Genomic DNA, 25,327 nt, shown 5'->3' with positions numbered 1-25,327 from the left:
CGTCAGGTCGCGAACGCCGCCCGGACCTGCTCGTTCAGCTGATCGAGCCGGCGCCCGGGGAGCTCGGCCGCGCGGGCGAGCGAATCGATGACCGCGCGCTCCGCGTCGGAGATCCCCTCGCTCGCGTGGGCGACCGCCAGCGCGATGATGATGCCCTCCTCCACCGCGTCGCAGTCCATGAGGATCTCCGCGAGCAGGCGCACCCGCGGCTCGACGCCCGCCGCGGCGATCACCTTCAGGCTCGCCTCGATGAGGTAGCGGACGAGCTCGGCGTTGAGCTGGGCGCCGAGCATCGGCTCGATGAGCTGGCGCAGGGCGTCGATCTCCTCGGCGTCGACGGTGCCGTCGGCGTTCGCCACGAGCGCGCCGAGGTCGACGATCGGGGTCGGGTTGTACTCGTTGAGATCGAAGCGGGCGCGGAGCAATCCGGCCGCCTGCTGGACCAGCTCGGGAGGCTTCATGTCTCCACCGCCCCGGCGATTCGCCTCATGACTCACCACCTTTCGGGCCGCGGCGCCGCACCGTCTCGGATTCGCTGAGGCCGAGGCAGAGCTGCGCCCGGAGCGCGCGCAGCCGCGCGAGCACCTCGGCCGAGGCCGACTCGGCCTCGGCCCGCTCGATGGTCGCGTCGAGCGTCGCGAGCCTGCCTGTCTGGAGCGCCTTGAGCGAGTAGGTCATCTGCACGAACGTGTCGAACAGGTCCCCGAGCTCATCGCCCTTTCGCAGCCCCTCTCCGATGGTGAGCCGCGTCGTGCCGACCTGGCGGCAGAGGCGCTTCAGCTGGTGGACCGGCCCCACGATGCGCTGGGTGATGAAGACCCCGAGCACGCCGAGGACGGCGAGCAGGAACGCGCCGCCGCCGACGAGGATGCCGAGGAGGCGACCTTGCAGCGCCTCGACGTCGGCGCGCCGCCTGGCGACCTCTGCCAGGTTGCGCTCGTACTCGCGGTTCGTCTTCTCGAGCTCCTCGTCGAGGGTGCTGCCGAGGTCGGCGCCGTCGCCGCCCAGGGCGGCGGTGCTCATCTTGAGGATCTTGGCGCTGTTCGCCGCCTCTTTGAGCGCGAGCTCCGCCTGGGTCGCCGCGTAACGCGCCTGTTCGTTCGCGACGCTCGCGGTCTGCCAGATGACGAGTCCGAGCGCCACCATGACGGCGAGCACCACCGAGACCAGGAGCCCGGTGTATTTGAGCTGGAATCGCGGGTTCAGGAGCAGCTTGCGGCGGGATGCCGGGCGGGTCGTGGCGCGATCCTGGGCAGGTGAGGTCATGAAGGCTCGTCAGCGGGCGCGCGGCATCGTCGCGTGTCCAGGATAGACCAGGAGCGGGCCGCGCCGGTGCGACCCCCCACGAAAACGCACTGCGGTCTCCGTGGTACAGCATTCCGTGCGCAGGTCGCAAGGCCCAATCCGCGGGCGGGGCTCCGGCGCGGCTCGCGGCTTGTTGAGGGCCATGAGGCCGCGGCGCTGGTTGTCCGGGGCCGGCGCGGCACCGCCGCAGCGGCGCGGCGTGATGGCGGCGCAACCGGCCGGGGCATCGTGTGCGCTCCTGTCGGGCCCAGTCGGGGCACAGGAGGTCGTCGGCGTCGCGCGAGGCGTCGTTCGGCCTTGCCCAGCTCAGGGAGAGCAGCGGCACGCGCGCCCCGGTGACTCCTGAGCTCGTCGTCATGAGCGATGAGCTCGACAGCGGCTCAGGGGGCGTTCGTTCTGGCGCCCGAGGCGCTGCCGCGCTTCCCCACGGCCTTCAATCGCTACAGGCAACCGCAAGCGAGCGAGCCTTCGCGCAGGGAAAAGCCGTCGTCGTCGGCGTCGTCGGTCCAGAAGAACGGCTTGACGCCGCCGCTGCACTCCGCGTCCGGCGCGAGCGCGATACCTTCGTTGTTGGAGTCCGGCAGCCCGCTGGGGGGCCTGAAACGCCGCTCCAGCACGAAGCGTCCGAGCGCGTCGTCGATACCGAACACGGCGGATTGGTTGTCGCACGTGTCATCGCAGTGAGCCCACAAGCTCCCGGTGTCGCGGTCGAGCTCGAGCCCCATCACACCCTCGAGCGGCGTCGAGATGCTGGCCACCACGGTGGCCGCGCCGCTCTCGTGATTCAGCGCGAGAGCGTACACCTTGCCGGTCTCTTCCACGCCCACCAGAAACAGCCCGGCGCCGTGCTCGCCGTAGTCGCTCGGGAGGTAAGCTCGGGCCTTGCTCTCGTCGAAGAAGTGGTGCGCCGTGAGCAAGCCGTCAGCCGCCCACGTGACCGCTTCCAGGCCCGCGTTCGCGTCGACCTCGGGCAAGAGGGCGGTGAGGTTCCACTCGTGAGTCGCGGTCAGCGTCGCTCCGGCGGCCGTCACGTCGTAGCGCAATACCGACAGCCGGCTCACGGACGGATCGTCCGTGTCGCGCTCGGCGCAGACGTAGACGCCCGCGGCGCTCGTCGCGGCGAGCGTCACTCCCTCCGCGTCGGGCGCGCCCCTGCCGTTCGGGTAACGTAGCCGTTTGCCGGAGGCCCAGTCATTCGACGTGTCCGGCGCGTAGCTCGCTCCGCTCTTCAGCAACCGAAACAGCCTGGCGGAGAGGTTGTCGGTCGCCCACAGCACGCCGGGCGCCTCGTAGGTCAGCCCGCTCAGATCGCTCTCGAACGCGTCCTCGCTGTCGAGCGTGTGTACCTCGGCCTTGCCAGGCCACGGCGACAGCTGCGTCGAGCCCGCCGGGCACGCCTCGGCACCGCCCGCCCCCGGGCCCGCCCCGCCGGCGCCGGCGCTGCCGGCGGCTCCGCCAGCGTTCGGGCTGCCGGCCACGCCGGTCGAGCCCGCGACAGCCGCAGCGCCGCCGCTCCCTCCCGCGCCGCCTGCTTGTGCTGCGCTCCCGCTCGATCCTCCTGCCGCGGACGAGGCCCCGGTCGCCGACGTACCGCCTGCTCCGCCCGACGGCGCTGGCAGAGGCGACTCGCTCGACCCGCTGCTGCACGCGGCAAGCCATGCCATCGCGACGACAGTCGCGTAAGACCGACGGTTCATCGTCCTCTTACCCTCGGCCTTGAACTCTCGCCAACCGGTCGCCGGCACCAAGCAACGATAGCACTCGAGCGCGCCACGTCACAACGGCTGATGTTCGAGATCCTCCGCGCGAGCGTCAGCGTGGTGTAATATTGCACAGTCGAGTGAGCCCGTTCGATCTGCTGGGTTTTATGGGCGGCTCAGGGGATCGTCCTTTGTGGGTTATGTCGACTGCTGGTCGTTAACGGGAAATTCTTGGCAGGTCGGAATGGCTTTGCGCGGGCGATCCTCTCCAGGACCCTGACGGCATCGTCGGTCGCAAGCGAATGGCATGGAGCCCATGGTTCACGAATTTCGAGCTCCCGATGCCGCGCCGACCACGGTTCCGGCCGTGGGCCTACCACTTGCCGAGTGGTGTGCCGGCGGTGCGTCACGTTGTGACGGCGCGTTCACTGCGGGCTGCGGCCGGCGGCATTTCTGCGGCTGCGCAGGACGAGCACGCCCTTTGCTAGGCCGGGTCGGCATGGCATCCTTGAAACTGGTGTGGTTCGGGGCGGCATTGCTCTGGGGGTGTGGCAACAGCCAGCATGGGGCGCACCAGCAGGTGGGGAGCGCGGGCGGCGTAGCGGGCCTGGGCGGGGAAGGGGGAGAGGCGGGCGGCCGGCAAGTCGTGCTCGCGCCGGCGGATGCTGTGCTCCCGGTCTGCGACGCTCCGCTGCTGGAGGTGTCGGGAGCCGACGATGGCACCGAGAATTGGCAGAAGGACCGGCTGCTCTGGCCCACCTCGTGGCAGACGTTTCGCGGCGAAGCCCTGCGCGGTCCCATCGACTTCCTCACCGGAATCTGGTTGAAGGGCTCCGGCAGCGAGCCCTTCGAAGATAGGGAGGTGCGCCCGCTGAGCAATGCCCTCATCGCGAGCCGGGGTCGGCTGCTCTGCGCAGCCGGCGAGGCGCGTGCCGTGCGAAACGGAAGTTATGCCGCCGTCGAGCTTGGCAGTTTGGGCGCGCTCACCTGCAGCGGCGAGGTCGTACCGGGCGAGCTCCGCTACTGCCACGATTGCCGTCAGGGCAGTTACGCCATCACCGGCACGCTCGAAGGCGAGTCCGTGGTCGAGGTGACCGGCGGTCGCTCTCGAGTCGGCGACACGCTCTACCTGCACGTCGGCTGGAGCGTCCTCATCGCCAAGCTCGCCCAGCAGAACACCACCGAAACCCTCGTCGCCGGCGCTTACCTCAGCCGCGACGGCGATCTCTACTGCTTCGACTCCGCGAGCGGCGACGCCCACGACATCGCCACCGCCGACATCACCTTCACCGGCTTCCGCCGCGCCGACCCCTGCCGCGCCGGCGACCCCGGCACCTTCGCCCGCGCCTGCGTCCCCCAGTTCGAAGCCGGAAGCGACTGGTAGCCCTCAGACGGCTGTGCAATGCCAGGACGACGAGGGATCAGCGCAGCGGGGCCATGTCCTGCGTCAGATAGTCGATGCAGGACTCCCAGGTGGAGGGATCGAGGAGCTGCGCGAGCTCGTCGGATGAGCCGCCGAGCGCCGCTTCTTCACCTGTGCCCATCGCATCCATGAGCCGCCGCAACCTGGTGCTGTCGCCGCGAACGAAGCAGCGGACCATGCTGGCCGCTTGCACATAGAACATCAGGGCATCGTCCGTGCGGAGCGTGTAGGGGACGGCCTGCTCCATCAGCTGCAGGGGCAGCGGAGCGTCCCTCACCTGCTCGAGCCTGGCCGGGGCGAGCCACCATGCCTCTTGCGCGATAACCATGGCAATGCCCTCTTGCGCCCAGGCCGGCCCCAGCATGCCGTGGCTCATCAGCACGTGATGCGTGTACTCGTGCACGACGCTGGTCCGAGTGTCCGCGCGCGTCGTGACCACGTGCAGCGCGCCGTCGTAAAAGGCGACCACGCCGCGGTTGGTGCAGGCAGCAGCCGTGAGCAGGTCCGTATCAAGGTACGCGAAGACGTCGGGGCGCTCGGCTTTGAGCTCCAGCTGGTAGAACACCTCCCGTTCCGCGTGCTCGAGGTGATCGAGGAGGGGCAGGTGTGCGTCGTCCGGCAGCCTGGGGTCGACGTACAGGCGCCCGGCACCTCCCCACGTCTCGTGGCGAAAGTGGGAGATCAACGTCTCTTGCGCGCCGGCTGCCTCGCTGGGGTCCGTGCACAGCCCGGGCTGTAACCTCCGCCGGAAGGCGGACGACTCCCGCCGGCGCGCGGGGCGCGGCGCGGCGACTGGCTTCGTGGGGGCGTCGTCCCGCGGCTCCTCATCGAGGCGGGGAGGCGGCGGCTCCTGGGCGGCTTGGTCTTCCGGACCGCGCGCCGACGCCTGCAGCGATGTCGGCTCGGTGGGAGGCCTGTCGGGCGCCGACCGGCTCGGGAGGGAGCTGGCGCGGCGCTGGGGCGCGCGAGGAGAGGGGGGTTCGGGCGCGGAGGCGCCAGATCGGACCGCCGGCGGGCTGGGCCGCTTCGGGGTGGGGGTGCGCACGATACCCGAGCGCCGCGCCATCCACGCGATCACCGCGATGACCATGACCAGTCCGAGGCCGAGCGCGAGCCGGCGAGCACGTGTCACGGTGCGGTGATAGCAATCATTGCGCCGTGTAGATTCATGTGATTCGAGGTACTGCACGCGGTTCGTGCCGCGTTATGGTGGACAGATCGTCAAACGCAAGCAGCATTATCGACGATCTGTCACGACCCACCCAGGTTTTCGCACCGCTGCTGGGTCAGTAGCGGCGGCCGAGGCCGCTCGCCGGTCATCCAGGGTGCTCGCGCGCTGCGCCGCTGAGGACAGGCACGCTCGGCCCGCTCGCCCGCTATTAGCGCAGGGGTTAGATCCATCGGAGCCACGCGCGCAGCACGGACTCCAGCGCCGCCCGCTTCGCCTGGACGTCCTCTCCGTCGGTGAACGTCACGAGGCAGCGATCCTTGGCAAGCCACTCCAGCAAGCCAGTCGGGTCCGCGAGCTCGAGCCCCTTCGCCGCTGTGTCCTTCACCTTGGCTCCGAGGTGAAGGATGAGCCGGACGCGGTCCTGTGCGCGCAAGTTGAACGTGGCGAAATGCTCGGTTGTCCGGAAGCTCGGCGCGTTCCACTTGATCTCCTCGCGGATCGCCGGGCTGACGCCGAGGATGATCTGCCGGAGGGCCACGATCGCCTCTTTCCGCGGATGATCCAGCTCGCGCAGGAACGCGACGACGGCCGGGCTCTCCTGCGCGCCGGCGGGCGTGGCGGGCGCCCCGGGGGCCTTCCGAGGCTCGCGCCTTTCGGGCGACCCCTTCTGCGCCTTCGCGCGTGGTTTGCTCGGCTTCTCGGTTGTGCGCTTCATGATGTGTTGTACGCCTGACTCGATGGCCCGAGCTCCAGCGCCCTTTCAGGGGATCTCGCGTGACCCGACAGTCGGGATCGGACGCGCTCAGGGTTAGAAGAGACGAACCCACTCGAGGATGTCAAGGCGGTGAGGTCGGCCTCGGAGAGGGTGAGCGGCGTGGCCGCGCGGAGGCGGCCCCACTGCGCGGCGGAGAAGCCTCGGGACGAAACACCGCCGACTCCGGAAATACCGCGGGATCGTGGTGGGCCCAGATGATTTGCGCGAACACGCCTCCTCCGGCCGGCAACTCGCAGCCCGCGATCTTCATCGGCGCATTCAGCTTGCGCCCCCACCCCCGGGCTGGGCGGGCGCAGGCGCAGCGTCTCGTTGATTACGGCTTCCAGATACGGCGCCTTGGCCAGCGCCTCGGGGTCCGGATCCGCGCCCAGCGCCGTCAGCTCGTCCTGCAGCCGGCGCAACACGGCTGGCGCGTTTCCGAGAAAATAGAGCACCCAGGTGAGCGCGCCCGCGGTCGTGGTGTGCCCCGCGAAGAGCAGCCCCACGGGCCGAAGCCCCGGAACTCCCGGCGCAGCCACGGAATCATGAGGGTGACGGTCAGGCCGAGGGAGAAGCTCTTGCGCAGATCCTCGAGCAGCTTCTCGAGGCGCGCCACTTCCGCAGGCGCAGTGACCCCGAACACGAGGTGGATGATCGTCTGCAGCGAGATCGTCTGCCTGAGGTCCTGCGCCACCAGCTCCAGACCCGGCTTGATCGGGTCGAGGATCCCCTGCACGTTCGTCAGGATGCTGTTGGTGGGACCTTTGGGCAAAGTGGTCATTCAGCTTCGTCACCTGATCCTCGGTCTGCCCGTTGCTCCACGTCGATCGGGGCACGTTGCTCAATTTTGAGCACCACCGCGCCTTGTCCACCGGCAGATGGGTGCGACCCATGTTCCGCGTGGACGAGCCAGCCCACCCGGATGGGTTCGCGTCGTTTGGCTCGCCCCTGCGCGGGGGCGAGCCAAACGACGCGGATCACGCTCACGCCGCGCGACGCGGAGGACAGCCGCGACGCACAAAATGGAGGGCCGCCCCAGGCGAAGCTTCCACGAGCCACGATCGGCTGTATGCTCTCGGGCATGAAGGACCCGAAGCACCTGCCCCGACCCGAGGGCCAGGCTCATGGCTGGTGAATCCTGCGGCATCTGCGGCGGCGACGGCCGCATCGCCAACTCGTTCTCCGGCACCACCGCCACCTGTCCGGGCTGCCACGGCACCGGCCGGCGCTCGGACGACACCGGCTTCCGCGACGTCACCAAGACGAAGCCTTCCCACTTCCGGCAGCCGAACAAGCAGGCGGCCGTCGAGAAGCCGGAGGGACCTGCGTCGCTGGAAGGCATCCAGCTCGCCAGGGAGGTGAACGCGGCTGCACATCTCTCCAGCGGGACGAAGACCAAGCTCACGCTCGAGATCATGGAGCATGAGGGCACTCACGGAAAGTGCACCCAGACCTTCATCAAGAAGGTCCGCAAGCAGCTCCGTCCGCCCGGATCGTGAACGGCGCAGGGCAGCCGCGAGCGCCATGTCATGCATCTGGCGCCGCGATCACTCGGTAGGAGTTTTCCTTCTCGGGTGGTGGCCACGTCACGAAACATCAAGGCGCCGGCGACAGCGCTCAGCAGCGAATCCGTCGGCAAGCACCGCGCTGCTCGTCGTGCACGATCACGACGAGCCCGCAGGCTACGCTCAGAGGTCGAACAACGTCCCCTGCCGGCTCGGCCGCCTGAACGTCGACTCGCCCTCTCGCTCGATGTACTCGCCGCTGCCGCGCGCCACGTTGAGCCCGAGCCGCTGGCAGTGGACCTCGAAGAGCCGCTGGATCGCCGCCCAGCGCGGGCCCGCGCCCTGGAAGCGCGCCCCGAAGGCGGCCTCGTTCATCTTGCCGCCGCGCATCTCCTGGATGCCGCGGCGGACCTTGGCGGCGCGGTCCGGGAAGGCCTCCTCGAGGCGCTCGTCGAAGACCGGGAGCACCTCGCGCGGCAGGCGTAGCGGCATCATGAACGCGCTCTCCGCGCCGGCGGCCCGGGCGCGCTCCAGGAGCTCCGGGACATCGCTGTCGTTCAGGCCGGGGATCATCGGCGACAGCGAGATCCCCGTCGGCACCCCCGCGTCGGAGAGCGCCCGCATCGCCTCGAAGCGCAGCGACGAGCGGCTCGCATACGGCTCCATCTTGCGCGCCACCGCGTCGTCGGCGAACGGGATGCTGAAGTGGACCCGAGCGCGGGCCCGGCGCGAAAGCTCGCCGAGCAACGCGGCGTCGCGCCGCACGAGCGCGCCCTTCGTGATGAGCCCGACCGGGTTCCTGAACGCGAGGCACACCTCGAGGCAGCGGCGAGTGAGCTCGTAGCTCGCCTCGAGCGGCTGGTAGCAATCGACATTGCCCGAGAACACGATCGTGTCTCCTTGCCAGCTCCGCTTGTTGAGCTCCTTCTCGAGCAGCTCGGGCGCATTCGACTTGACCACGATCTTGCGGTCGAAATCCGTCCCGGCGCCCCACCCGAGGTACTGGTGCGACGGCCGGGCATAGCAGTAGGCGCACGCGTGGAGGCAGCCCCGGTAAGGATTGACGCTGTACCGGAATGGAAGATCGGGGCTGTCGTTCGCGGTCACGATGGAGCGGGCCTGCTCCTCAAAGATCTGCAGCGTCGCCGGGGGCGCCTCTTCGAGGTACTCGACCTGCGTCGACGACCATGGGTTCGGAGGGTTGTTCACGGGGCGCGGCATGGTGCGGAGTGCTCCGGGCGAAGAGGCGAGCGCTGCGAGCGCAGCGAGCGCAGCGAGCGCAGTCTAGCGCGTCCCGGTCAGGATGGGAGCGTTTGTTCAGTAGATCCCGGCGGGCTCCGTCGGGGCGCCTGGGACGCACCGGTCGTGCCGGCCGGGAGGCCACGGCGGGAAGAGCGGATTGACGCGGTAGGGGAGCCCTGCTGGCATGGACGCCCTCAGTCGAGACGGGGGAGGGAAAGATGGCCGAGCCGAGACAGCCTGGGTTCGATCTCCGCAGCACCTACCTGCACCTCGCGGACGCGGGGGATGCGCTGCAGATCGATGTGAAGCCGACGTTCTGGCAAGAGCTCATGTCCGACGAGCCGGCGGGCGCCGAGATCCGGCGGGTCAAGCGCGTGGATGGCTGGCTCGTGACGCGGTTTCACATGGCCGAGGACACGCCCCGGTGGGAGATGCACCCGGCCGGGGACGAGATCCTGTACCTCCTCTCGGGCGCGATCGACGTGGTGCTGCAGGACGAGGGCGGCGAGCGGGTCGTCGCGCTGCGCGCAGGGACGGCGTGCACGGTGCCGCAAGGGGTGTGGCACCGGATGATCGTCCACGAGCCGGGGGATTTCTTGGCGATCACGTTCGGCAAGGGGACGCAGCACCGAGCGGTGTAGTCGCCCCACGGCGAGCCCGCCGTCCGACGCCTCAGCCCCGCCCTGCGTGGCGGCGGTGCTCCACCATCAGGCAGCGGTCCTGCACGACCAGGATGCCCGCCTCGACCAGCCGCTCGGCCACCTGGTCGTTCCGGATGCCGCTCTGCAGCCAGACGGCGCGCGGCCGGGCGGCGAGCAGGTCGTCGAGGTGCCCGGCGACGTCCTGGCCCCGCCGGAAGACATCGACGATGTCGATGGGGCCCGGGACGTCGGCCACCCGGCGATAGACCTGCTGGCCGAGGATGGTCTTCACGTCAGGGTAGTAGACAGGGACCGGGATCACCTCCACACCCGCGCCCTGGAGATAGCTGGCCACGTAGAACGCTGGCTGATCCGACTGCGCCTCGGTCTTGATGCCGAGCACGGCGACCCGCCGCGCCGAGCGCACCAGCTCCGCGACCCGGGCCTCGTCGTCGCTTATATCGCGAATGTCGTCCATGGAGGGAGTCTACGCCCCCGGGCGCGGCTCGGCGACGGATCCCCGCGCTCGGGCCGTGGCAGAGTTGTGGCAGACTCGGCCGCGTGAACCTCGACCGGCTCCCCGCGCTCTGGGCCGACCTCATCCGCTCTCCCGCCTCGCTGCCCGTCGCGCTGGCGATCTCGGCCTCCGTCCTCGCGCTCGGCTTCGTCGTCTACCGCCTGGTCTTCGCCTCGCTCTCGCGCCTCGCGGGCGCCACGCAGACGTCGCTGGACGACCTCCTGGTCCGTCGCATGCGGCTGCCGGCGCGCATGCTCGTCGCGCTGCTCGCGCTGCACGCGTTCATCTCCCTCCGCGGGGGAGAGCTGCCCACGCTCCACAAGGCCGTGCTCCTCCTGGAGCTCACCCTCGCCGCGTACCTCGCCATCGAGATCGCCGAGACCCTGATCATCGACTACTGGCTCGCCGAGCGCCGGAAGGTGCTGCTCCCGGCGCTGGTGCGGCACCTCCTGCTCACGATCCTCTACCTGGTCGCCGGCCTCTCGATCGTCGGCGCGGTCACCGGGGTCGACCTCGTGCCGCTGCTCGCGACCTCGACCGTCATCACGGTGGTCCTCGGCCTGGCGCTGCAGGACACCCTGGGCAACCTGTTCGCCGGGCTCGCCCTGCACTCCGAGCGCTCGTTCGGCGTCGGGGACTGGATCCTCGTCGACGGGGTCGAGGGGCAGGTGATCTACGTGGGGTGGCGCTCCACGCGCCTCCGGACGTTCTCCGGAGACGTGGTGATCCTGCCGAACTCGATCATCGCCAAGGCGCGCGTCCAGAACTTCTGCGCGCCGGACCGGAACTGCGCGCGCAACGTCGAGATGCTCGTCGCGCTCGCCGCTCCGCCCGAGGCCGTGGAGCGCGCCGCCCAGCGCGCCTGCAGCGAGGTGGCCGAGGTGCTGCGCGAGCCCGCGCCCAGGCTCTGGCTCGCCGCCGTCACGCCGCTCTTCCAGCGCTACGTCATCAAGTTCTGGATCGCCGACTTCGAGCGCCACGATCTGCTGGAGTCCGAGGTCATGAAGGCGTTCTTCCGCGCGTGCCGCGACGAGGGCGTGGCGCTCAGCCCCGCCGCGGCGCAGCCGGCCCTCGCCATCGAGATACGGCCCCCAGCGGGCGCCCCAGGGCCCGCCGACGGCGCCGCAGGGCCCGCCGGCGCCGCAGTGCCCGCCGCCGACCCGAGGGCGGCGCCGGCGGTCGTGCCGGCGATCGTCGTGGCGCCGGCCGCCCCGTCGCCGGACGGTCACGGCTGAGCCTGCGCGGGCTCAGGTCGTGGCGCCGGCGGGCGATCACCGCCGAGCCCGCGCGGGCTCAGCGGCCCGATTTGCCTTGGTGCAGCCGTCCCGCCGCGGTACCCGGCGGTATGCCTGATCACCAGACCATCTCTTCCAGCAAGGTCGCGATCGTGGGTGCTGGCAGCGTCGGCGCGACGATCGCCTATGCGAGCCTGCTCCGCGGCGTGGCGAAGCAGATCGCCCTGTTCGACACGAACCGGGCCAAGGTCGACGCCGAGGTGCTCGACCTCAACCATGGGCTGCAGTTCGTCCCGGTGGCCACGCTCGACGGCAGCGATGACGTCGAGGTCTGCCGCGGGGCGGACGTTGTCGTGATCACCGCCGGTGCGAAGCAGAAGCCCGGACAGAGCAGGATGGACCTCGCAACCGCGAACGTCGCGATATGCCGCGAGCTCCTGCCGAGGCTCCAGGCCGTCGCGCCGGACGCGCTCTACCTGCTCGTCACCAACCCGGTCGACGTGATCACGTACATCACGCTCAAGCTGACAGGCCTCCCGCCCGCCCGCGTGATCGGCAGCGGCACGGTGCTCGACAGCAGCCGGTTCAGGTTCCTCATCGCAAGGCGGCTCGACGTGGCCGTGCAGAACGTCCACGCGTACATCGCGGGAGAGCACGGGGACAGCGAGGTGCCGCTGTGGAGCAGCGCGAACGTGGCGAACATCCCGCTCGACGCGTGGTCCGTGCCCGGCCACGGCGCGCTCGGCGCGAGCGACCGGGCGGAGATCTTCTCCAACGTGAAGAACGCCGCCGCCCAGGTGATCTCCGGCAAGGGCGCGACGAACTACGCTATCGGCCTCGCGACCGCCAAGATCCTGGAAGCCCTGCTCCGCGACGAGAGCCGCGTGCTGCCCGTCAGCAGCCTGCTGAGCGGCTATCGCGGGATCGACGATGTCTGCCTGAGCGTGCCGTGCATCGTGAACCGGTCCGGCGTCGAGTCACAGCTGCCCATACCGATGAGCCCCGAGGAGGAGGCCGGCGTCCGGGCCAGCGCGGACACGATCCGCAAGGCGATCCGATCGCTCGGATTCTGAGGCGACCCCGCGCGGCCGTTGCCCATCTTCAAATAGGTCTTCCTCGATGTGTGCTGCGTGGCGGCGGCCGCGGCTCACGGCGCGCAGCGCGTCCCTGTTTTGAAGCTCCAGCAGGCGGCGCTGACGCCGGCGTGGCCTGCGCTGGATGAAGACTCGAGTCCTCCCAGACCGCCTTCACCCGGCTCTCCAGGGATGAACTCCTTCAACGACCGCACGGCGGCAGGGGCGGCGTCGTAGGCGATGCCGATCGCATGTCCGCCGCGCCCGCCGCCTCCGGGGCCGCCATCGCCGCCGCGCCCGCCCTTCCCCCCAGCCCCGTTGTCGGGCGCATTCGCGTCGTTCCGGGTCGTGCCGCCAGGCGCACCTCGCCCCCCTTCTCCGCCGCTCTGTCCTGCGGCGCCGATTCCTCCTTTGCCGCCATGACCCACCGTGACGGTCACATCGGCCAGAGCCAGCTTCGTCCCGATGCTCACGATTCCAAGGCTGGACCCGCCGGCTCTCCCGCCTGCGCCGCCCTTGCCGCCGCATCCCCCTGCGCCTCCACCTCCACCGCCCGGGGCAGCGCCGTCTGCCGGACGTCCGTCGATGAAGGTACAAACGACGCCCAGCACGCGTGCGCCAGCGCCCCCTCCGCCTCCCTGGCCCGGCTTGCCGGGCTGGCCTGGGGCGCCGTCCCCGTCCGTGATGCCGGCGAGGGTCAGCCTCCCGTCCTGGCCGCCGGCGCCAGGCGTCCCGATGGCGCCAGTGGCACCGGCGATGCCTGCTTGGCGGGTTCCCGAGGCGTCGACCGTGCCTCCATACCCGTCCGGGGGCGTGCTCGCGAGCGGCTTGCCGCCCTCACCGGGTTCCGCGGGCGTGGAGGGCAGACTCACGGCAAGGGGCGACGTCTCCCCGGTCCCGCCCGCGCCACCATCGGTGACCACGTCACCGCACGTCATCCGTCCGGACTCACCACCGCGCGCGGGAACTGCGCAGGCATTCGTCGGTGCGTGCGCGCCCTCTGCCGGAGCGTCTCCGCCAGCGTCTGCCGCGGTCGCCTCCGGCTCACCGTCGGCGCCGGGCATGCCGTCGCCGGCCCGCACCTCGAGGTGGCGCAGCTCGGCCGCGATGTCCGCCACGACAACCGCGATGGACGACCCGCCAGGCTCCGTCGCGCTCGCCGCGGAGATCACGAATCCATGCACCTTCGCCCCGTCCGCGTCGCCCGTCAGGGTCAGCGCGACCTGTCCCTCCGGCCCCGCGATCGTGCTCTTCGCATCCGGGCTCTGCTTCCACTCTCCATTGCACGTGAAGTCCCCGCGCACCTCGATCCCCGCGGGAAGCGTCACGGCCTCGGCGAAAGGATGGCCGGCGCATGCGCAAACCGTCCCGCCTTTCGCGTTGTCGATCGCCTCTTGCAGGCGCGCGTAGGGAGCGTCGCGCGTCCCGGCGCCCCCAGACGCAGCGCTCGCGCTGGCGAACACGTCGCACCCGACGACCGGCGTCGGTCCTTCAGGCTCCTCGTACATTCGTGCCCGCTGGCACGCGGTCGCGCACAATGCCGCGGCGAGCACAGCGGCGCACCGGAATCGATGAGTCTTCGCCAACGGATTGCATCGCATGAAGTCACTCCTCCGTGTCACTGTCGTATGCTCAGTGATCGACGTGCGCCGGGCTCATGCACGACGAGGACCCGACGCTCCGCTCGGTAGGATGGGGGGTAACTTCGATAGGGGCGGCGTCGTAGGCGATGCCGATCGCATGTCGACGTGAACGTTTCCGTGAACGTTTACGTGGACGTTTACGTGGACGTTTACGTGGACGTTTACGTGGTCGTGGTCGTCAACGGTGGGTCGTGAACGACCACGACCACGTAAACGTCCACGTTTACGTTGGTGACCGATGGTGAGGTGGGCTTCGGTGACCGAACGAGCTTGGTTAATGCCTATGGGGTCGTCCTTCGGCTATCGGGTCGAGCGCCGGTGCGGCGAGCGCTGCGCCTGCGCGCTCGTGCCAGAGGACGGTGCGGGCGCACGCTGATTCGATGTCGGAGCCGGCGCAGGCGGTGCAGGCGCAAGGCTCGTGCCATCCACCGCGCGCCGAGCTGCCTCTCCTCGGGCCGGTCAGCTCAGCAAAGCCCCCACACGCGCAACGAGCCGTCCCGCCTCTTCGTCAGCCCAGCAAAGCTCACCCGCCAGCCGTCGCCTGGTCCGACTCCCCCCACGCCACCATGACCGCGCTCGTGTTGTAGAACCCCTCGACGCTCCCCCCGAACTTCGCGATCTGCCCGTAACACGCCATCCCGAACATCGGGTTCGACGCCGTGTTCGGCGAGAGGAACGCCCGCACTTCCTCCCGGTACCGCTCGCCCAGCATCCGGAACCGCGCCGCGCAGTCGAACACCAGCGAACCGGCCACCCCGGGCAGCGGCCCCAGCACCTTCGTCGACAGGCTCTTCGCCGCCTGGAGCACCGTGTCGGTCGCCGCGTTCACGACGCGCACCACCTGCCCGCGCGCCAGCCCGCCGGTCAGCACCACCGCGCCGTCCCCGCGGATCGCGATCGGCGACCTGATCTTCAGCGCCTCGCCGAACGGCGTCTTCGCCCCGAGCGCGTGCTTCGCCATCGTCTGGAGGAGCCCCTCGCCGCTCGAACGGAAGCCGAGCCGCGAGAGCTCCTCCTCGTACACCCGCGCCGCCGGCTGCCCGTCCAGCGTCCTGAGCACGTTCCGCTCGATGTCCGTGATCGTGAAATCCCGCCCGCCCTCGGCGGCGCGGAACCCGTGCACCACGTCGATGTTCACCCGCTGCCGGTGCGTCAGGCGCACCAGGACCGCCGCGTCCGTCAGCACCTTGCGGCCGAGGAACACCCGCGCCCCCTCGAACGTCCACCCGTCGCCCGCCGTGCCACCGAACACGCGCGTGTGCGGCGGCACGCCCTGGCGGAGCGCGGCCACCAGATCGTCGCCGTCGCACGCGAACGCGTCCGCCAGAACCAGGATCGAGCTCGTCGCCCCGCTCCGCCCGCTGCCGCTCGAGACGGCCTCGTCCATGTCGCTCAGCGCCGCCCTGATGCTCTTGCCGTGATCCGAGCGCAGCTCGCGCGCCGCGGTGCACGCCACCTCGACGTTCGCTCCCCCGAGGAAGGCGCACGTCACCCCGCTCCTGCTGAAGCCGCGCTCCGTGAACGACACCCCGCCGGTGGTGGCTCCGACCACCGGAACGCCCGTCGCGTCCTCGACCGCGGCGAGGTACTCCTCGTGCTTCGTCCCGCTCGGCATGGCCACGATCGCGAGCCGCGCAGGCTCCTTCCACTCCGCGACCGTCCGCTCGATCTTCCGGCCGAGCAGCCACGCGTTCCCGTCAAAGGGTCCGAGGGTCATCATCTTCATGCGCTGAAGCTCCTGAGTGCCCGGCGCCGGAGCGCGGGCTTCGGATCCAGGCCATCGCCGACGAACCGCGTCATGACGGTGATATCACGCACGAGGGAGGCCGCTCCACTCCTCATAGAGGGGCGCGCGATAGAGGGGTGCGCGCGGCCGCTCGCTCGTTTGACGCGCATCGGGCAGCATCGGCTCAGCTCGGATGCTGTGCTCGGGCCGCATACCTCCGCGCTGGAGCACCGCGCCCTGCTCTGCCCTGCGCGCGCGCGAGCGCGAGCGCAGGGTCGCGTCGGCGTCACCAGGCGAGCACGTGAGCGCCCGCTCTGCGAGCGCGCTCACATGCCGAGCAGCATCGGCTCCCGCTGCCGCACGAACCCCTCGACGAGCTCCCGCTGCTCGCCCGAGAGCCGCACGAAGCGCGCCCCGAACCCAGGCGGGCCCTCCTCCGCTGCCTCGCGCGTCCATTCGACCACCCCCACCGCGTCGATCTCGCCGCCCTCCGCGAAAGGGATCTTGAGCGCCACCGTCGTCCCGCGCGCCGGCGGCGGCCGGAAGGTCGGCACGAAGATGCCGCCGTTGTCGACGACGTCGGCCGCGGGCGCCGTCCGGTAGAAGTTCGCCGGCGACGCCGCCCCGACCCGCGCCTCGAAGCGCGGCGGCGGCGGCTGGCTCTGCGGGCGCGCCGCCGCGCGGACCTTCTCCTCGAGCGACCGGAGCCCCTGCGCGAGCTCCGAGACCTGCGCCTCGATCGCCCGGATGCCGAACGCGCTCTGCGTCGTCGCCTTCGCGAGCGGCGCCACGATCCGCTCCACCAGCGACAGGTGGTGCCCCACGAACTCCGACACCGACCGGTCCGTCTCGACCTTCACGTCGACCCGCGGCTGCGCCACCCCCTTGAGCGCCGCGGAGAGCCGCTCCATCTCGGGCGCGAGCCACTGCTTCATCTCGCGCGCCCGCGCGTCCCCCGCCTGCGCCACCGCGGCCGCCTTCCCGATCGCCCCGCGGATGCCCTCCAGCTGCTCACCCAGCATCGACAGCGTGCCGGTCACGCGCACGACCGGGTCGTCCTCCTTGCCGCCCATGCGCTTGATCCGCACGAAGCCCTTCTTGATGTCGTCCCACCGCGCCGCCTGCTCCGGCGTCATCCGGCCGCGCAGCTCGGCGAGCTTGAGGAGGTTCTGCTCGGCGCCCGTCGTCAGCGTCTGCGACTCGCTCACGTAGTGATCGTCGATGAGCCGGTCGACCTCCTCGTGCGTGTGCGCCGCCACGACCTTCTCGGCCAGCTTGTTCATGTTCCGGTAGCTGCCCTGCAGCTTGAACGGCGGCTCCGTCCGGAAGGCGTCGTCCTGCGACGCGCTCCGGATGTACTCGAGGTTCACGGACAGGAGCACCTTCTGCACCCGGAAGAGCCGCTCGAACACGGCGACCATCTCCGAGACCTCCGCGGCGGAGTAGGCGTGCTCGAGCTCCGTCGCGGCGATGGCCTCGCCCTGCGCCATCCGGATGAGCTTGTGCGTGTCGCCCGGCGCGCGCCCGGAGAGCGGCGCGAGCGTCGGGTTCGACGTGAGCGCGTTCTCCAGGTAGCTCAGCGCGAACAGCGCCTCCTTGCCGTCGAGGACGTCGCCGAGGTTGTACGTGTCGGCCCGGTTCGACAGCATGTCGGGGATCTGGAACCGCGCGCCCGACTCCGTGTACGGGTTGCCCGCCATCACAACGCAGAACTTCTTGCCGCGCAGGTCGTACGTCCTCGTCCGGCCCCGCCACACGCCCTCGATCCGGCGCTGCCCGTCGCAGAGCGAGATGAACTTCTGGAGCAGCTCCGTGTTCGTGTGCTGGATGTCGTCCAGGTACAGCATCACGTTGTTGCCCATCTCGAACGCCAGGTTGATCTTCTCGACCTCCTGGCGCGCCGTCGCGTTCGGGGCCTCGGCCGGGTCGAGCGACGTCACCTCGTGGCCGAGCGACGGCCCGTTCACCTTCATGAACACGAGGCCGAGCTTGCTCGCGACGTACTCCATCAGCGTCGTCTTGCCGTAGCCCGGCGGCGAGATGAGCAGCAGCATGCCCATCAGGTCGGTGCGCTTCACGTCGCCCGCGGCGCCGAGCTGCTTCGCCAGGTTCGCGCCGACGAGGTGGAGGTACACCTCGTCGATGAGCCGGTTGCGCACGAACGACGTGAGCACCCGCGGCGCGAACTCCTCGAGGCGCAGCCGCTTCCGCTCCCGCTCCGCGATCTCGCTCCGCACCTTCCTGTAGGCGCGGTAGCGCGGCGCCCTCCCGTGCAGGAAGTCTTCGATCCTGCTCAGGAATTCGTCGAGCCGGAGCGCGATCGCACGCTCCTTGATGCGCGGGTGCTGCCCGAGCAGCCCCTCGACGCGGGCCTCGGTGACGGCCCCGCTCGGCTCCCGCTCGATGTGCCGCTCCGTCACGACGACGACCGCTGCTTCCAGCGCGAGGTGACCTAGCGCGGGGGTCTTGGCGGCAAACCCGCGCAGCCACGCGAGCGCGAGCTCCAGCCGCTCGGCCGGGTGCTTCTCGAGCTGCCGCAGGTCCTCCTCGAACGCCGCGCGGCCTCCCTCGAGGTCGAGGCGCGCGAGCAGCGCGTCGCGCAGCGCGAGCGCCGCGTCGCTCGTCACGAACCGGGGGCGCTCCGCCGCCAGCTCCTCCACGAGGTACCGCGCCGCCACGCGCACGTCCGCCGCGCTCGCCTCGAGCCTGTGCGCCGCCGCCGCCGCGGCCACGCCCTGCGCGAGCTCGGCCGCGAGCGCCGCCCGCGCCTCGCTCTCGCCGAGCTGCGCCGCAAGCCGGCCGAGGCTCCGCGACCGCCGGTGCGCGAGGTCCCGGGCGCGCGCGTCGAGCCCCGCCCAGGTCAGGCAGGCGAGGGCCCGCGGCGCGCTGCCGAAGCGCAGGAGCCCCGCCGTGGACCGCAGCGCGAGCAGCTTCTCCAGGATCAGCGCCGCGTCCGAGTCGTGGACGCCGCGCTCGTAGCCCTCGTCGTGCCGGCCCTCCGCGTACGCGCGCACCGCGCCGAGCAGCCCGCCCGGGCCGAGCGACGCCTCGCGCAGCCGCTCGATCGAGAGCCCGCCCCGCCCCGCCTCCGCGTCCGCGAGCATCGAGCCCGCGAGGAGCTCGCCCCTGTAGACCTCGGGGGTCTCGCTCGCGAGCTCCTGGCCCCAGAGATCGCGCGCGCTCTCGAGCGCCGGGTCCTCGATCGGCTCGAAAAAGTCGGTCCCTGTGAGGTGCAGCGCGAGCCCGTCGCCGCGCGGGACCAGCGTGAGCTCCAGGGCCTGCGTGCTCACGTTGAAGCGGTGGCGGCCCAGCTTGATGACGTCGCCGCCGCCCTCGAACAGGTCCTCGCGGTCGCGCAGCGCCCGGAGCGCGTCCTGCCGCGCCGACTTGAGCCGCGCCTCGACCTCGTCCCCCTTCACGCTGTCGCCGAGCGCGTGGAGATCGGCCGCGAGATCGCGGAGCTTCGCGACCATGGCGTCGGACGCGAAGTACGTGTTGAGCTCGTCCACGCCCGCGAAGGTGCGCGCCCGCCGCGCCACCCCCTGGACGATCCGGTCCGCCGCGGCGACGAGGTTCGAGACGCGCCGCTGCCGCTCGTCGAGCAGCGCCTGTCTGCGCGCCGCGATCGCGTCGTTCACCTCCTCGCGCTTGGCCGCGAGCTCGCCCAAAAACTCGTCGAACTCGCCGAACTTCCCCTCGAGCTCCTCGAGCTGGACGAGCAGCTTCGACAGCTCGGCGTCGCAGCGCTCGGGCGTGTCGCACACCGCGATCGCGCTCGAGACGCTCTGGCCGAACACCTTGAACTGCGCGCCGAACTCGGCGCGCCCCTCGGCGCCCCGCAGGTCCTTGCCGCGGGCGCTCAGCGTCGCGCGCGCGCGGTTCAGCTGCGCGTAGACCTCGCTGATCCCCTCCAGGATCCGGGTCCGCGCCGTGGGGTCGTCGACCTTGAGGCTCGCCACGATCTCGGCGAGGACGGAGAGCCCCTCGTTCACGGCGTCGAGATCCGCGGCGAACGGCGCGAGCTCGGGCGATTTCGCGACGGCCTCGATCTTCGCGATGAGGCCCGCGAGCCGGTCGGCCAGCGGGCGGAACGCCTGCTCGCCCAGCAGGAACGTCACGCACGCCTGGCTCACCTCGTCGGCGCGCGCGACGATCTCGGCCTCGAGCGCGTCGACGCGGCCGAGGTCCATGTACTTGAGCTCGCGGAGCGTGATGAGGTGCCCCCGCTGCCGCCGCAGGGCGGTCAGGGCCTTCAGGAACGCGTCGACGCTCGCCGCGTCCTCGGGCCGCACCCCGGAGAGCAGCTGCCGCTGCGCCGCCTCGGCCTCGGCGAGCGCGGCCGCGGCGCGCGCCTTGATGCCCTCGACCTTCTCGAACTCGTCGACGATGCTCTCGGAGACGCCCCGGAGCTCGTTCACGACGGACAGGAGATCGCCCGCCTCGGCGTGGCCGAGCCAGTAGTAGGCGTCGGCCATCCGCTCGGCGGTCCTGATGAGATCCTCGTACGTCTGCCGGGTCGGCGACCCGTCCAGCGCCGCGCGCCGCATGCTGAGCGCGTCGGAGATCCCCCGGACGAGGTCGGCGTTGCCCACCTTCGCGAGGTACGAGCCGTCCGTCGGCGCCGACGCCGCGAACTCCGCGGTCATGAACGGCGTCTGCCAGATCTGCATCGGGTGGACGCGGGTCGCCTCGTCGCTCGACGCCCGGAAGATCACCATCTTGCCGTCGTCGAAGAGGCTGTACCCGTGGCACTGGATCGGCGTCGCGATCTCCTTGCGGATCAGGTTGTACGGGAAGAGCACGTACCGCCCCTCCACGACCTGGTGGAACACGTAGAGCACGTCTTCCCCGTTCGGAGAGCGGATGACCCGCTCGAAGACGAGGCTCTCGGTGCTGCCCTCGAAGCGCTTCGTCTCCCCGGTGATGAGGTAGTAGCCGTTCGGGAAGACGATGCCCTGGTCCTCGGGGAGGCTCAGGCAGGCGAGGCCGATCGCGTCGATGCGCGTGACCTTCCGGGTGCGGCCGTTGTAGACGAGGTAGCGGTACGCGGGCTCCCGGAACGGCTTGATCTTGAGCAGGATGAGCGGCCCGAGCCGGGCGTACTGGATGTCGGCGTCGTCGAGCGCCTGGCCCGCGTCGTCGACCGGCTCTCGGTAGATGCCGAGCCCCGTTGTCGTGTTGTTCTCGACCTTGACCGTGAGATCGCCGCCGACCGTCTCGACGAAGATCTCGCCGAGGATCGCGACGTGCGGGTGCTTGCCCTGCACGTGGTCGTCGCGGGTGGCCTGGGTCCAGGCGAAGTCGTGGGCGCGCGGCCGGACGTTGTCCTCGTCGCCGCGCGCGTCGAGGTACCGGATGCGCCCGGTCGCGTCGATGCTCCACCGGAACACCTTGGTGTCGCGCTCGGTCGCGCCGACCTGGAAGATGGCGAGCAGCCGCGTCTCGCCGCTGCGCCGCAGCTGGAGCAGCCTGGGCTCCTTGACGTAGCGGTGGAGGTCCTTGAACTCCTTGACGAAGCTGGGGTCGCCGAGGAACGCCTCGCCCTCGTCGAGCGGCACGTGGGTCAGGTCGAACGCGCCGCCGTCCTTCGCGAAGCGGTGGAGGCTGAAGACGTCGCCGACGTTGACCTCCTTCAGCCCCATGAACACGAGGTAGCCGACGAGCAGCTTGCCCCGGATGCTCACGATGTCGCGCGGTACGCAGTTGTTCTCGGTCCTGACGCGGGCGTTCTCGAGGAGCGCGAGGTCCGTGCCGCCGAACACCTGTTTTCGCCGCGCGTTGAGCGCCTCGGCGCGGCGGGCGAGCTCCTCGGCGCGCTCGACGAGCCGCCGCCGGATGACCTCGTAATTGCCCCCATCCAGCGGCTCCGCCGCCTGCGGCGGGGACGCCCCCGCCGCTCGGGCCGCGCCGTCCAAGGCCCCTGTCGACACCATGCATGCTCCGTGTGGTCAGCCGAGAGGCCCGCCCCCGCGTCGAATCCGCGCGGGCCTCGGCCTGCCCGCGGCCAGGTTACAGCCGTTCGCCGCGTCCGGGGGGCGAGATGGCGACCGCCGCGCGGCGGCGCGGCGGCATGGAGGTGCGCGAGGCGGCGCCGGGACGTCTTCCAGGGAAGTCAAGCCCGAGCGCCGCTGCCATCGTTCGCGCGCCGCGCCGCCACGCTGCCGCGGATTCCGTCGCACCCCGACGGGCGGCGCGTCGGGAACCCGCTATACCGTGAAATCCGCTTGCTCCACGCGGGTGGCTGCGTTGCGATGGGCGGGAACGAGGGCGACCCACATGTCGATGCGAGCGTGCGCCTGTGCGACGTGCGCTCACTCCGCCTCCAGCGGCGCGCCTCATCGAGGCGCCTCGCGGCGTGGCTTGGACAGCGTGACGACCTTCTGAAGCAAGTTGGGATGGTGGCGTCGATGGGCTTGGGAAAAAGACTTACTTCCGTGCTCCTCGTCGTGCTCGCCGGTCCGCTCGTCGCCTGCGGCGGCGATGAGGGTGGTGGCGGCGGCGAGGGCGGTACGGGCAGCGGCGTGGGCGGTGCGGGCGGCGGCGGGGCTTCTGGCACCGGCGGCGAGGACAGCAGCGGGGGCTTCGGCGGGTTCATGACGGTCGGATCGGGCGGGAGCGGGGGCGCCGGGGGCGATCCCTGCGAATCGCCGGATCCTCCGCCGGAGTGCGACGCGGTCGAGCCGGCGTGCGGCGACGGCGAGGTCAACCAGGCGAGCGAGGCGTGCGACGACGGGAACAGCCTCCCCGGGGACTGCTGCTCCGGCGCCTGCAAGGTGGAGCCGTACTGCGTCTGCGAGCCCGGGGAGCTCTGTCACACGACGATCGCGTGCGGCAACGGGGCGGTGGAGCCCGGCGAGAGCTGCGAGGACGGCAACACCGCCTCGGGCGACGGCTGCGACGATCGCTGCCAGAGGGAGCCGGGCGACTGGGTCTGCCGGACGCCGGGAGAGCCGTGTTACCGGCTCCACTCGTGCGGCGACGCGCGCGTCTCGGGCGGGGAGAGCTGCGACGACGGGAACGCGGTGTCCGGAGACGGGTGCTCCGAGGTCTGCGCGCTGGAGGACCCCGGCAGCGTCACGTGCCCTGTCCCGGGGCAGCCTTGCAAGCCGGTCGAGCGCTGCGGCGACGGCCGCCTGCGGCCGACCGAGCGGTGCGACGACGGCAACACCGAGCCGGGAGACGGCTGCTCGCCGAGCTGCCTGGTGGAGGCCGGCTGGAAGTGCCCGGACGGCGTGCACTGCACGTTCACGGTCGTGTGCGGCGACGGCCAGATCGGCGTGGGCGAGGCGTGCGACGACCGCAACACGCTCTCGGGCGACGGCTGCTCGTCGACCTGCGGCCTCGAGGCCGGGTTCGACTGCGCGCGCGCGGGGAGCCGCTGCACGGCGGTCTGCGGCGACGGGCGCGTCGTCGGGGGCGAGGACTGCGACGACGGCGATACGACGAATGGCGACGGGTGCGACGCCACCTGCAAGTGGGAGCCTGGCCTCGTGTGCCAGCCGGCGACCGGCGGCTACATCTGCCGCGATACCGTCTGCAACGACGGGAAGAGGGAGGGCTCGGAGCCGTGTGACGACGGCAATGCCAACCTCGGCGACGGCTGCACGCCGTTCTGCCAGGTCGAGCCGGATTGCGGCGACAGCGGGTGCTCGTCGGCCTGCGGCGACGGGCTGCGCCTCGGCGACGAGGCGTGCGACGACGGCAACACGAGGAGCGGCGACGGCTGCTCGATCGGGTGCATGGTCGAGCCGGGGTACAGCTGCAGGAACGATTCGACCCTGGGCGACGAGCTCCGCGTGCCGATCGTGTACCGCGATTTCAAGGCAGGTCAGCCGAATTTCGAGCCCGGGACCAACCCCCCGGACGCCATCGTCACGGGCATCGTGCAGAGCGCGCTCGGCGCCGACGGCAAGCCCCAGTTCGCCGCGGCGCGGCCGAATGCCTTCCTCACGAACGCCACCGATTTCAATCGCTGGTACAACGACTCGTCCCTCTCGAAGACGGTCGTGGACTGGCTCCCGCTCCAGCGGGTCGGGACGTCGGACGTGTTCCTCTTCGAGGATCACCTGTTCTTCCCGCTCGACGGCAAGGGCTGGCAGGACCCGTCGGTGCCGGCGGCGAACCGCGAGACGAACCGCGAGGCCCGCGATCCGTTCAACGACTGGGCCGTGGCGGGCAACCACAACTTCTACTTCACGAGCGAGGTCCGCACCTGGTTCGAGTACCACGGCGGGGAGCGGCTCGATTTCTACGGGGACGACGACGTCTGGGTGTTCATCAACAACCGGCTCCGCATCGACCTCGGCGGCATCCACACCCCGATGGGGACCGGCGAGGTCGCAGGCGTCGAGGACGATCGCGGGACGGTGCGCATGGATGACCTCAGCCTCACGGAGGGGCGCGTCTACGAGGTCGTCGTGTTCCAGGCGGAGCGCCACACCACGGCGTCGAGCTACAAGCTGACGCTCGGCGGCTTCAACGCGGCCTCGTCCGTGTGCGAGCCCGTGTGCGGCGACGGCATCGTCACGCCCGACGAGCAGTGCGACGACGAGGACGAGAACGGCGCGGGGTACGGGAAATGCTCGACGAGCTGCACGCTGGGGCTCTACTGCGGCGACGGGGTGACGACCTCGCCGTACGAGATCTGCGACGACGGCACCAACCTGGGCGGCTATGGCTCCGAGGCTTGCGCGCCGGGCTGCGTGGCGGCTCCCCGCTGCGGGGACGAGGAGATCGACAGCCAGTTCGGCGAGGAGTGCGACGACGGCGTGAACGACGGCCGCTACGGCGGGTGCACGCCGGAGTGCGTCATCGGGCCGCGGTGCGGCGACGCGGTCGTCCAGGAGCCCAACGAGACGTGCGACGACGGGGTGAACGACGGCCGCTACGGCGGGTGCACGCCGGAGTGCGGCGACGCGGCGAAGTGCGGCGACGGGGTCACCCAGGACGCGTGGGGCGAGGAGTGCGACGACGGCGTGAACGACGGCAGCATGGGCTGCCTCGGTTGCCGGATCGGCGCCGTCTGCGGCGACGGGAGCGTGCAGCGGGAGCTCGGCGAGGAGTGCGACGACGGACAGAACGACGGCGGCTACGGCGAGTGCGCTCCGGGCTGCGTGTACGGCCCGCGCTGCGGCGACGGCGTGACCCAGGCGCCGCCCGAGCAGTGCGACGACGGCGAGAACGACGGCGGCTACGGCGAGTGCGCTCAGGGCTGCGTGTTCGGCCCGCACTGCGGCGACGGCGTGCGGCAGACGGCGTTCGAGGAGTGCGACGACGGCAACACCGCGAGCGGCGACGACTGCAGCGCCACGTGCCACAACGAGATCCACTGATCCAGCGCGCGCCCTGACGGCGACGGGAGCGCGGCGGCTCGCCTGGGGCCGTCGCGCTGC

General features: G+C 70.9%; 17 protein-coding genes and 1 pseudogene. 6 read left to right on the top strand and 12 right to left on the bottom strand.

The window, feature by feature from the left end:
* Positions 1–2 precede the first annotated feature (2 nt).
* The 3 genes from WMF46_RS28200 to WMF46_RS28190 form a co-directional block, all read right to left on the bottom strand.
* The gene (locus WMF46_RS28200) at positions 3–461 is read right to left on the bottom strand and encodes a tellurite resistance TerB family protein (protein ID WP_437980029.1); all 459 of its coding nucleotides are present in this window, start codon (positions 459–461) and stop codon (positions 3–5) included.
* A gap of 25 nt (positions 462–486) precedes the next feature.
* A complete protein-coding gene (locus WMF46_RS28195; RefSeq protein ID WP_437902632.1) occupies positions 487–1,266 on the bottom strand; it encodes a sensor histidine kinase in 780 nt (259 codons plus the stop codon).
* A 479-nt stretch (positions 1,267–1,745) separates the two neighbouring features.
* A complete protein-coding gene (locus tag WMF46_RS28190) occupies positions 1,746–3,002 on the bottom strand; it encodes a lamin tail domain-containing protein (RefSeq protein WP_437980028.1) in 1,257 nt (418 codons plus the stop codon).
* A 511-nt stretch (positions 3,003–3,513) separates the two neighbouring features.
* Here WMF46_RS28190 and WMF46_RS28185 point away from each other — a divergent pair.
* Positions 3,514–4,389 carry a hypothetical protein gene (locus tag WMF46_RS28185; RefSeq protein ID WP_437980027.1) on the top strand — a complete coding sequence of 292 codons (876 nt, stop codon included), beginning with the start codon at positions 3,514–3,516 and terminating at the stop codon, positions 4,387–4,389.
* A gap of 37 nt (positions 4,390–4,426) precedes the next feature.
* Here WMF46_RS28185 and WMF46_RS28180 read toward each other — a convergent pair whose 3' ends face one another.
* From WMF46_RS28180 to WMF46_RS28165, 4 genes and pseudogenes are all read right to left on the bottom strand, one after another.
* Positions 4,427–5,560 carry a translation initiation factor IF-2 gene (locus WMF46_RS28180; protein WP_437980026.1) on the bottom strand — a complete coding sequence of 378 codons (1,134 nt, stop codon included), beginning with the start codon at positions 5,558–5,560 and terminating at the stop codon, positions 4,427–4,429.
* A 259-nt stretch (positions 5,561–5,819) separates the two neighbouring features.
* Positions 5,820–6,314, bottom strand: coding sequence for a DUF1801 domain-containing protein (locus WMF46_RS28175; RefSeq protein WP_437980025.1), 495 nt, complete (start codon positions 6,312–6,314; stop codon positions 5,820–5,822).
* A 121-nt stretch (positions 6,315–6,435) separates the two neighbouring features.
* A complete protein-coding gene (locus WMF46_RS28170; protein ID WP_437987945.1) occupies positions 6,436–6,636 on the bottom strand; it encodes a hypothetical protein in 201 nt (66 codons plus the stop codon).
* Between the two features lie 70 nt (positions 6,637–6,706).
* Positions 6,707–7,246 (bottom strand): annotated as a pseudogene (locus tag WMF46_RS28165) (cytochrome P450); the annotation flags it as partial.
* A gap of 231 nt (positions 7,247–7,477) precedes the next feature.
* On the opposite strand from WMF46_RS28165, the gene WMF46_RS28160 reads away from it, so the two are divergent.
* Positions 7,478–7,852, top strand: coding sequence for a molecular chaperone DnaJ (locus tag WMF46_RS28160; protein ID WP_437980024.1), 375 nt, complete (start codon positions 7,478–7,480; stop codon positions 7,850–7,852).
* Between the two features lie 189 nt (positions 7,853–8,041).
* Here the strand turns inward: WMF46_RS28160 and WMF46_RS28155 are convergent, their stop codons facing one another.
* Positions 8,042–9,079, bottom strand: coding sequence for a PA0069 family radical SAM protein (locus WMF46_RS28155; protein ID WP_437980023.1), 1,038 nt, complete (start codon positions 9,077–9,079; stop codon positions 8,042–8,044).
* 239 nt (positions 9,080–9,318) lie between these two features.
* Between WMF46_RS28155 and WMF46_RS28150 the strand changes: the two genes are divergently transcribed.
* Entirely contained in the window at positions 9,319–9,741 is a 423-nt protein-coding gene (locus WMF46_RS28150; RefSeq protein ID WP_437541959.1) for a cupin domain-containing protein, read from the top strand.
* Between the two features lie 31 nt (positions 9,742–9,772).
* Here the strand turns inward: WMF46_RS28150 and WMF46_RS28145 are convergent, their stop codons facing one another.
* Positions 9,773–10,219, bottom strand: a complete 447-nt coding sequence (locus tag WMF46_RS28145) for a CoA-binding protein (RefSeq protein ID WP_437911676.1) — start codon at positions 10,217–10,219, stop codon at positions 9,773–9,775.
* Positions 10,220–10,302: 83 nt separating this feature from the next.
* Here WMF46_RS28145 and WMF46_RS28140 point away from each other — a divergent pair, with 83 nt between their 5' ends.
* Together WMF46_RS28140 and WMF46_RS28135 are read left to right on the top strand one after the other, a co-directional pair.
* Positions 10,303–11,493 (top strand): mechanosensitive ion channel family protein, encoded by a 1,191-nt coding sequence (locus tag WMF46_RS28140; protein WP_437980022.1) that lies wholly within the window; start codon positions 10,303–10,305, stop codon positions 11,491–11,493.
* Positions 11,494–11,603: 110 nt separating this feature from the next.
* A complete protein-coding gene (locus tag WMF46_RS28135) occupies positions 11,604–12,566 on the top strand; it encodes an L-lactate dehydrogenase (RefSeq protein ID WP_437980021.1) in 963 nt (320 codons plus the stop codon).
* A gap of 74 nt (positions 12,567–12,640) precedes the next feature.
* Here WMF46_RS28135 and WMF46_RS28130 read toward each other — a convergent pair whose 3' ends face one another.
* The 3 genes from WMF46_RS28130 to WMF46_RS28120 all read right to left on the bottom strand — a co-directional run bounded on the left by WMF46_RS28130 (position 12,641) and on the right by WMF46_RS28120 (position 21,868).
* A complete protein-coding gene (locus WMF46_RS28130; RefSeq protein ID WP_437980020.1) occupies positions 12,641–14,074 on the bottom strand; it encodes a hypothetical protein in 1,434 nt (477 codons plus the stop codon).
* Positions 14,075–14,732: 658 nt separating this feature from the next.
* Entirely contained in the window at positions 14,733–15,935 is a 1,203-nt protein-coding gene (locus WMF46_RS28125; RefSeq protein WP_437980019.1) for an FIST signal transduction protein, read from the bottom strand.
* Positions 15,936–16,261: 326 nt separating this feature from the next.
* Entirely contained in the window at positions 16,262–21,868 is a 5,607-nt protein-coding gene (locus tag WMF46_RS28120; RefSeq protein WP_437980018.1) for a DNA repair ATPase, read from the bottom strand.
* Between the two features lie 462 nt (positions 21,869–22,330).
* On the opposite strand from WMF46_RS28120, the gene WMF46_RS28115 reads away from it, so the two are divergent.
* Positions 22,331–25,267, top strand: a complete 2,937-nt coding sequence (locus WMF46_RS28115) for a DUF4215 domain-containing protein (RefSeq protein ID WP_437980017.1) — start codon at positions 22,331–22,333, stop codon at positions 25,265–25,267.
* Positions 25,268–25,327 lie beyond the last annotated feature (60 nt).

Origin of the sequence: Sorangium sp. So ce117 (genome assembly GCF_051524395.1) — a bacterium.
Classification (GTDB): Bacteria; Myxococcota_A; Polyangia; order Polyangiales; family Polyangiaceae; genus Sorangium; species Sorangium cellulosum_B.
The sequence above is the reverse complement of the archived record's forward strand: the minus strand, read 5'-3'. Positions and strand labels throughout refer to the sequence as shown.

Coding starts and splice junctions, on each gene's coding strand:
- WMF46_RS28200 (WP_437980029.1), bottom strand. CDS start 461: ATGAAGCCTCCCGAGCTGGTCCAGCAGGCGGCCGGATTGCTCCGCGCC.
- WMF46_RS28195 (WP_437902632.1), bottom strand. CDS start 1,266: ATGACCTCACCTGCCCAGGATCGCGCCACGACCCGCCCGGCATCCCGC.
- WMF46_RS28190 (WP_437980028.1), bottom strand. CDS start 3,002: ATGAACCGTCGGTCTTACGCGACTGTCGTCGCGATGGCATGGCTTGCC.
- WMF46_RS28175 (WP_437980025.1), bottom strand. CDS start 6,314: ATGAAGCGCACAACCGAGAAGCCGAGCAAACCACGCGCGAAGGCGCAG.
- WMF46_RS28160 (WP_437980024.1), top strand. CDS start 7,478: ATGGCTGGTGAATCCTGCGGCATCTGCGGCGGCGACGGCCGCATCGCC.
- WMF46_RS28155 (WP_437980023.1), bottom strand. CDS start 9,079: ATGCCGCGCCCCGTGAACAACCCTCCGAACCCATGGTCGTCGACGCAG.
- WMF46_RS28150 (WP_437541959.1), top strand. CDS start 9,319: ATGGCCGAGCCGAGACAGCCTGGGTTCGATCTCCGCAGCACCTACCTG.
- WMF46_RS28145 (WP_437911676.1), bottom strand. CDS start 10,219: ATGGACGACATTCGCGATATAAGCGACGACGAGGCCCGGGTCGCGGAG.
- WMF46_RS28135 (WP_437980021.1), top strand. CDS start 11,604: ATGCCTGATCACCAGACCATCTCTTCCAGCAAGGTCGCGATCGTGGGT.
- WMF46_RS28130 (WP_437980020.1), bottom strand. CDS start 14,074: ATGTACGAGGAGCCTGAAGGACCGACGCCGGTCGTCGGGTGCGACGTG.
- WMF46_RS28125 (WP_437980019.1), bottom strand. CDS start 15,935: ATGAAGATGATGACCCTCGGACCCTTTGACGGGAACGCGTGGCTGCTC.
- WMF46_RS28120 (WP_437980018.1), bottom strand. CDS start 21,868: ATGGTGTCGACAGGGGCCTTGGACGGCGCGGCCCGAGCGGCGGGGGCG.
- WMF46_RS28115 (WP_437980017.1), top strand. CDS start 22,331: ATGGTGGCGTCGATGGGCTTGGGAAAAAGACTTACTTCCGTGCTCCTC.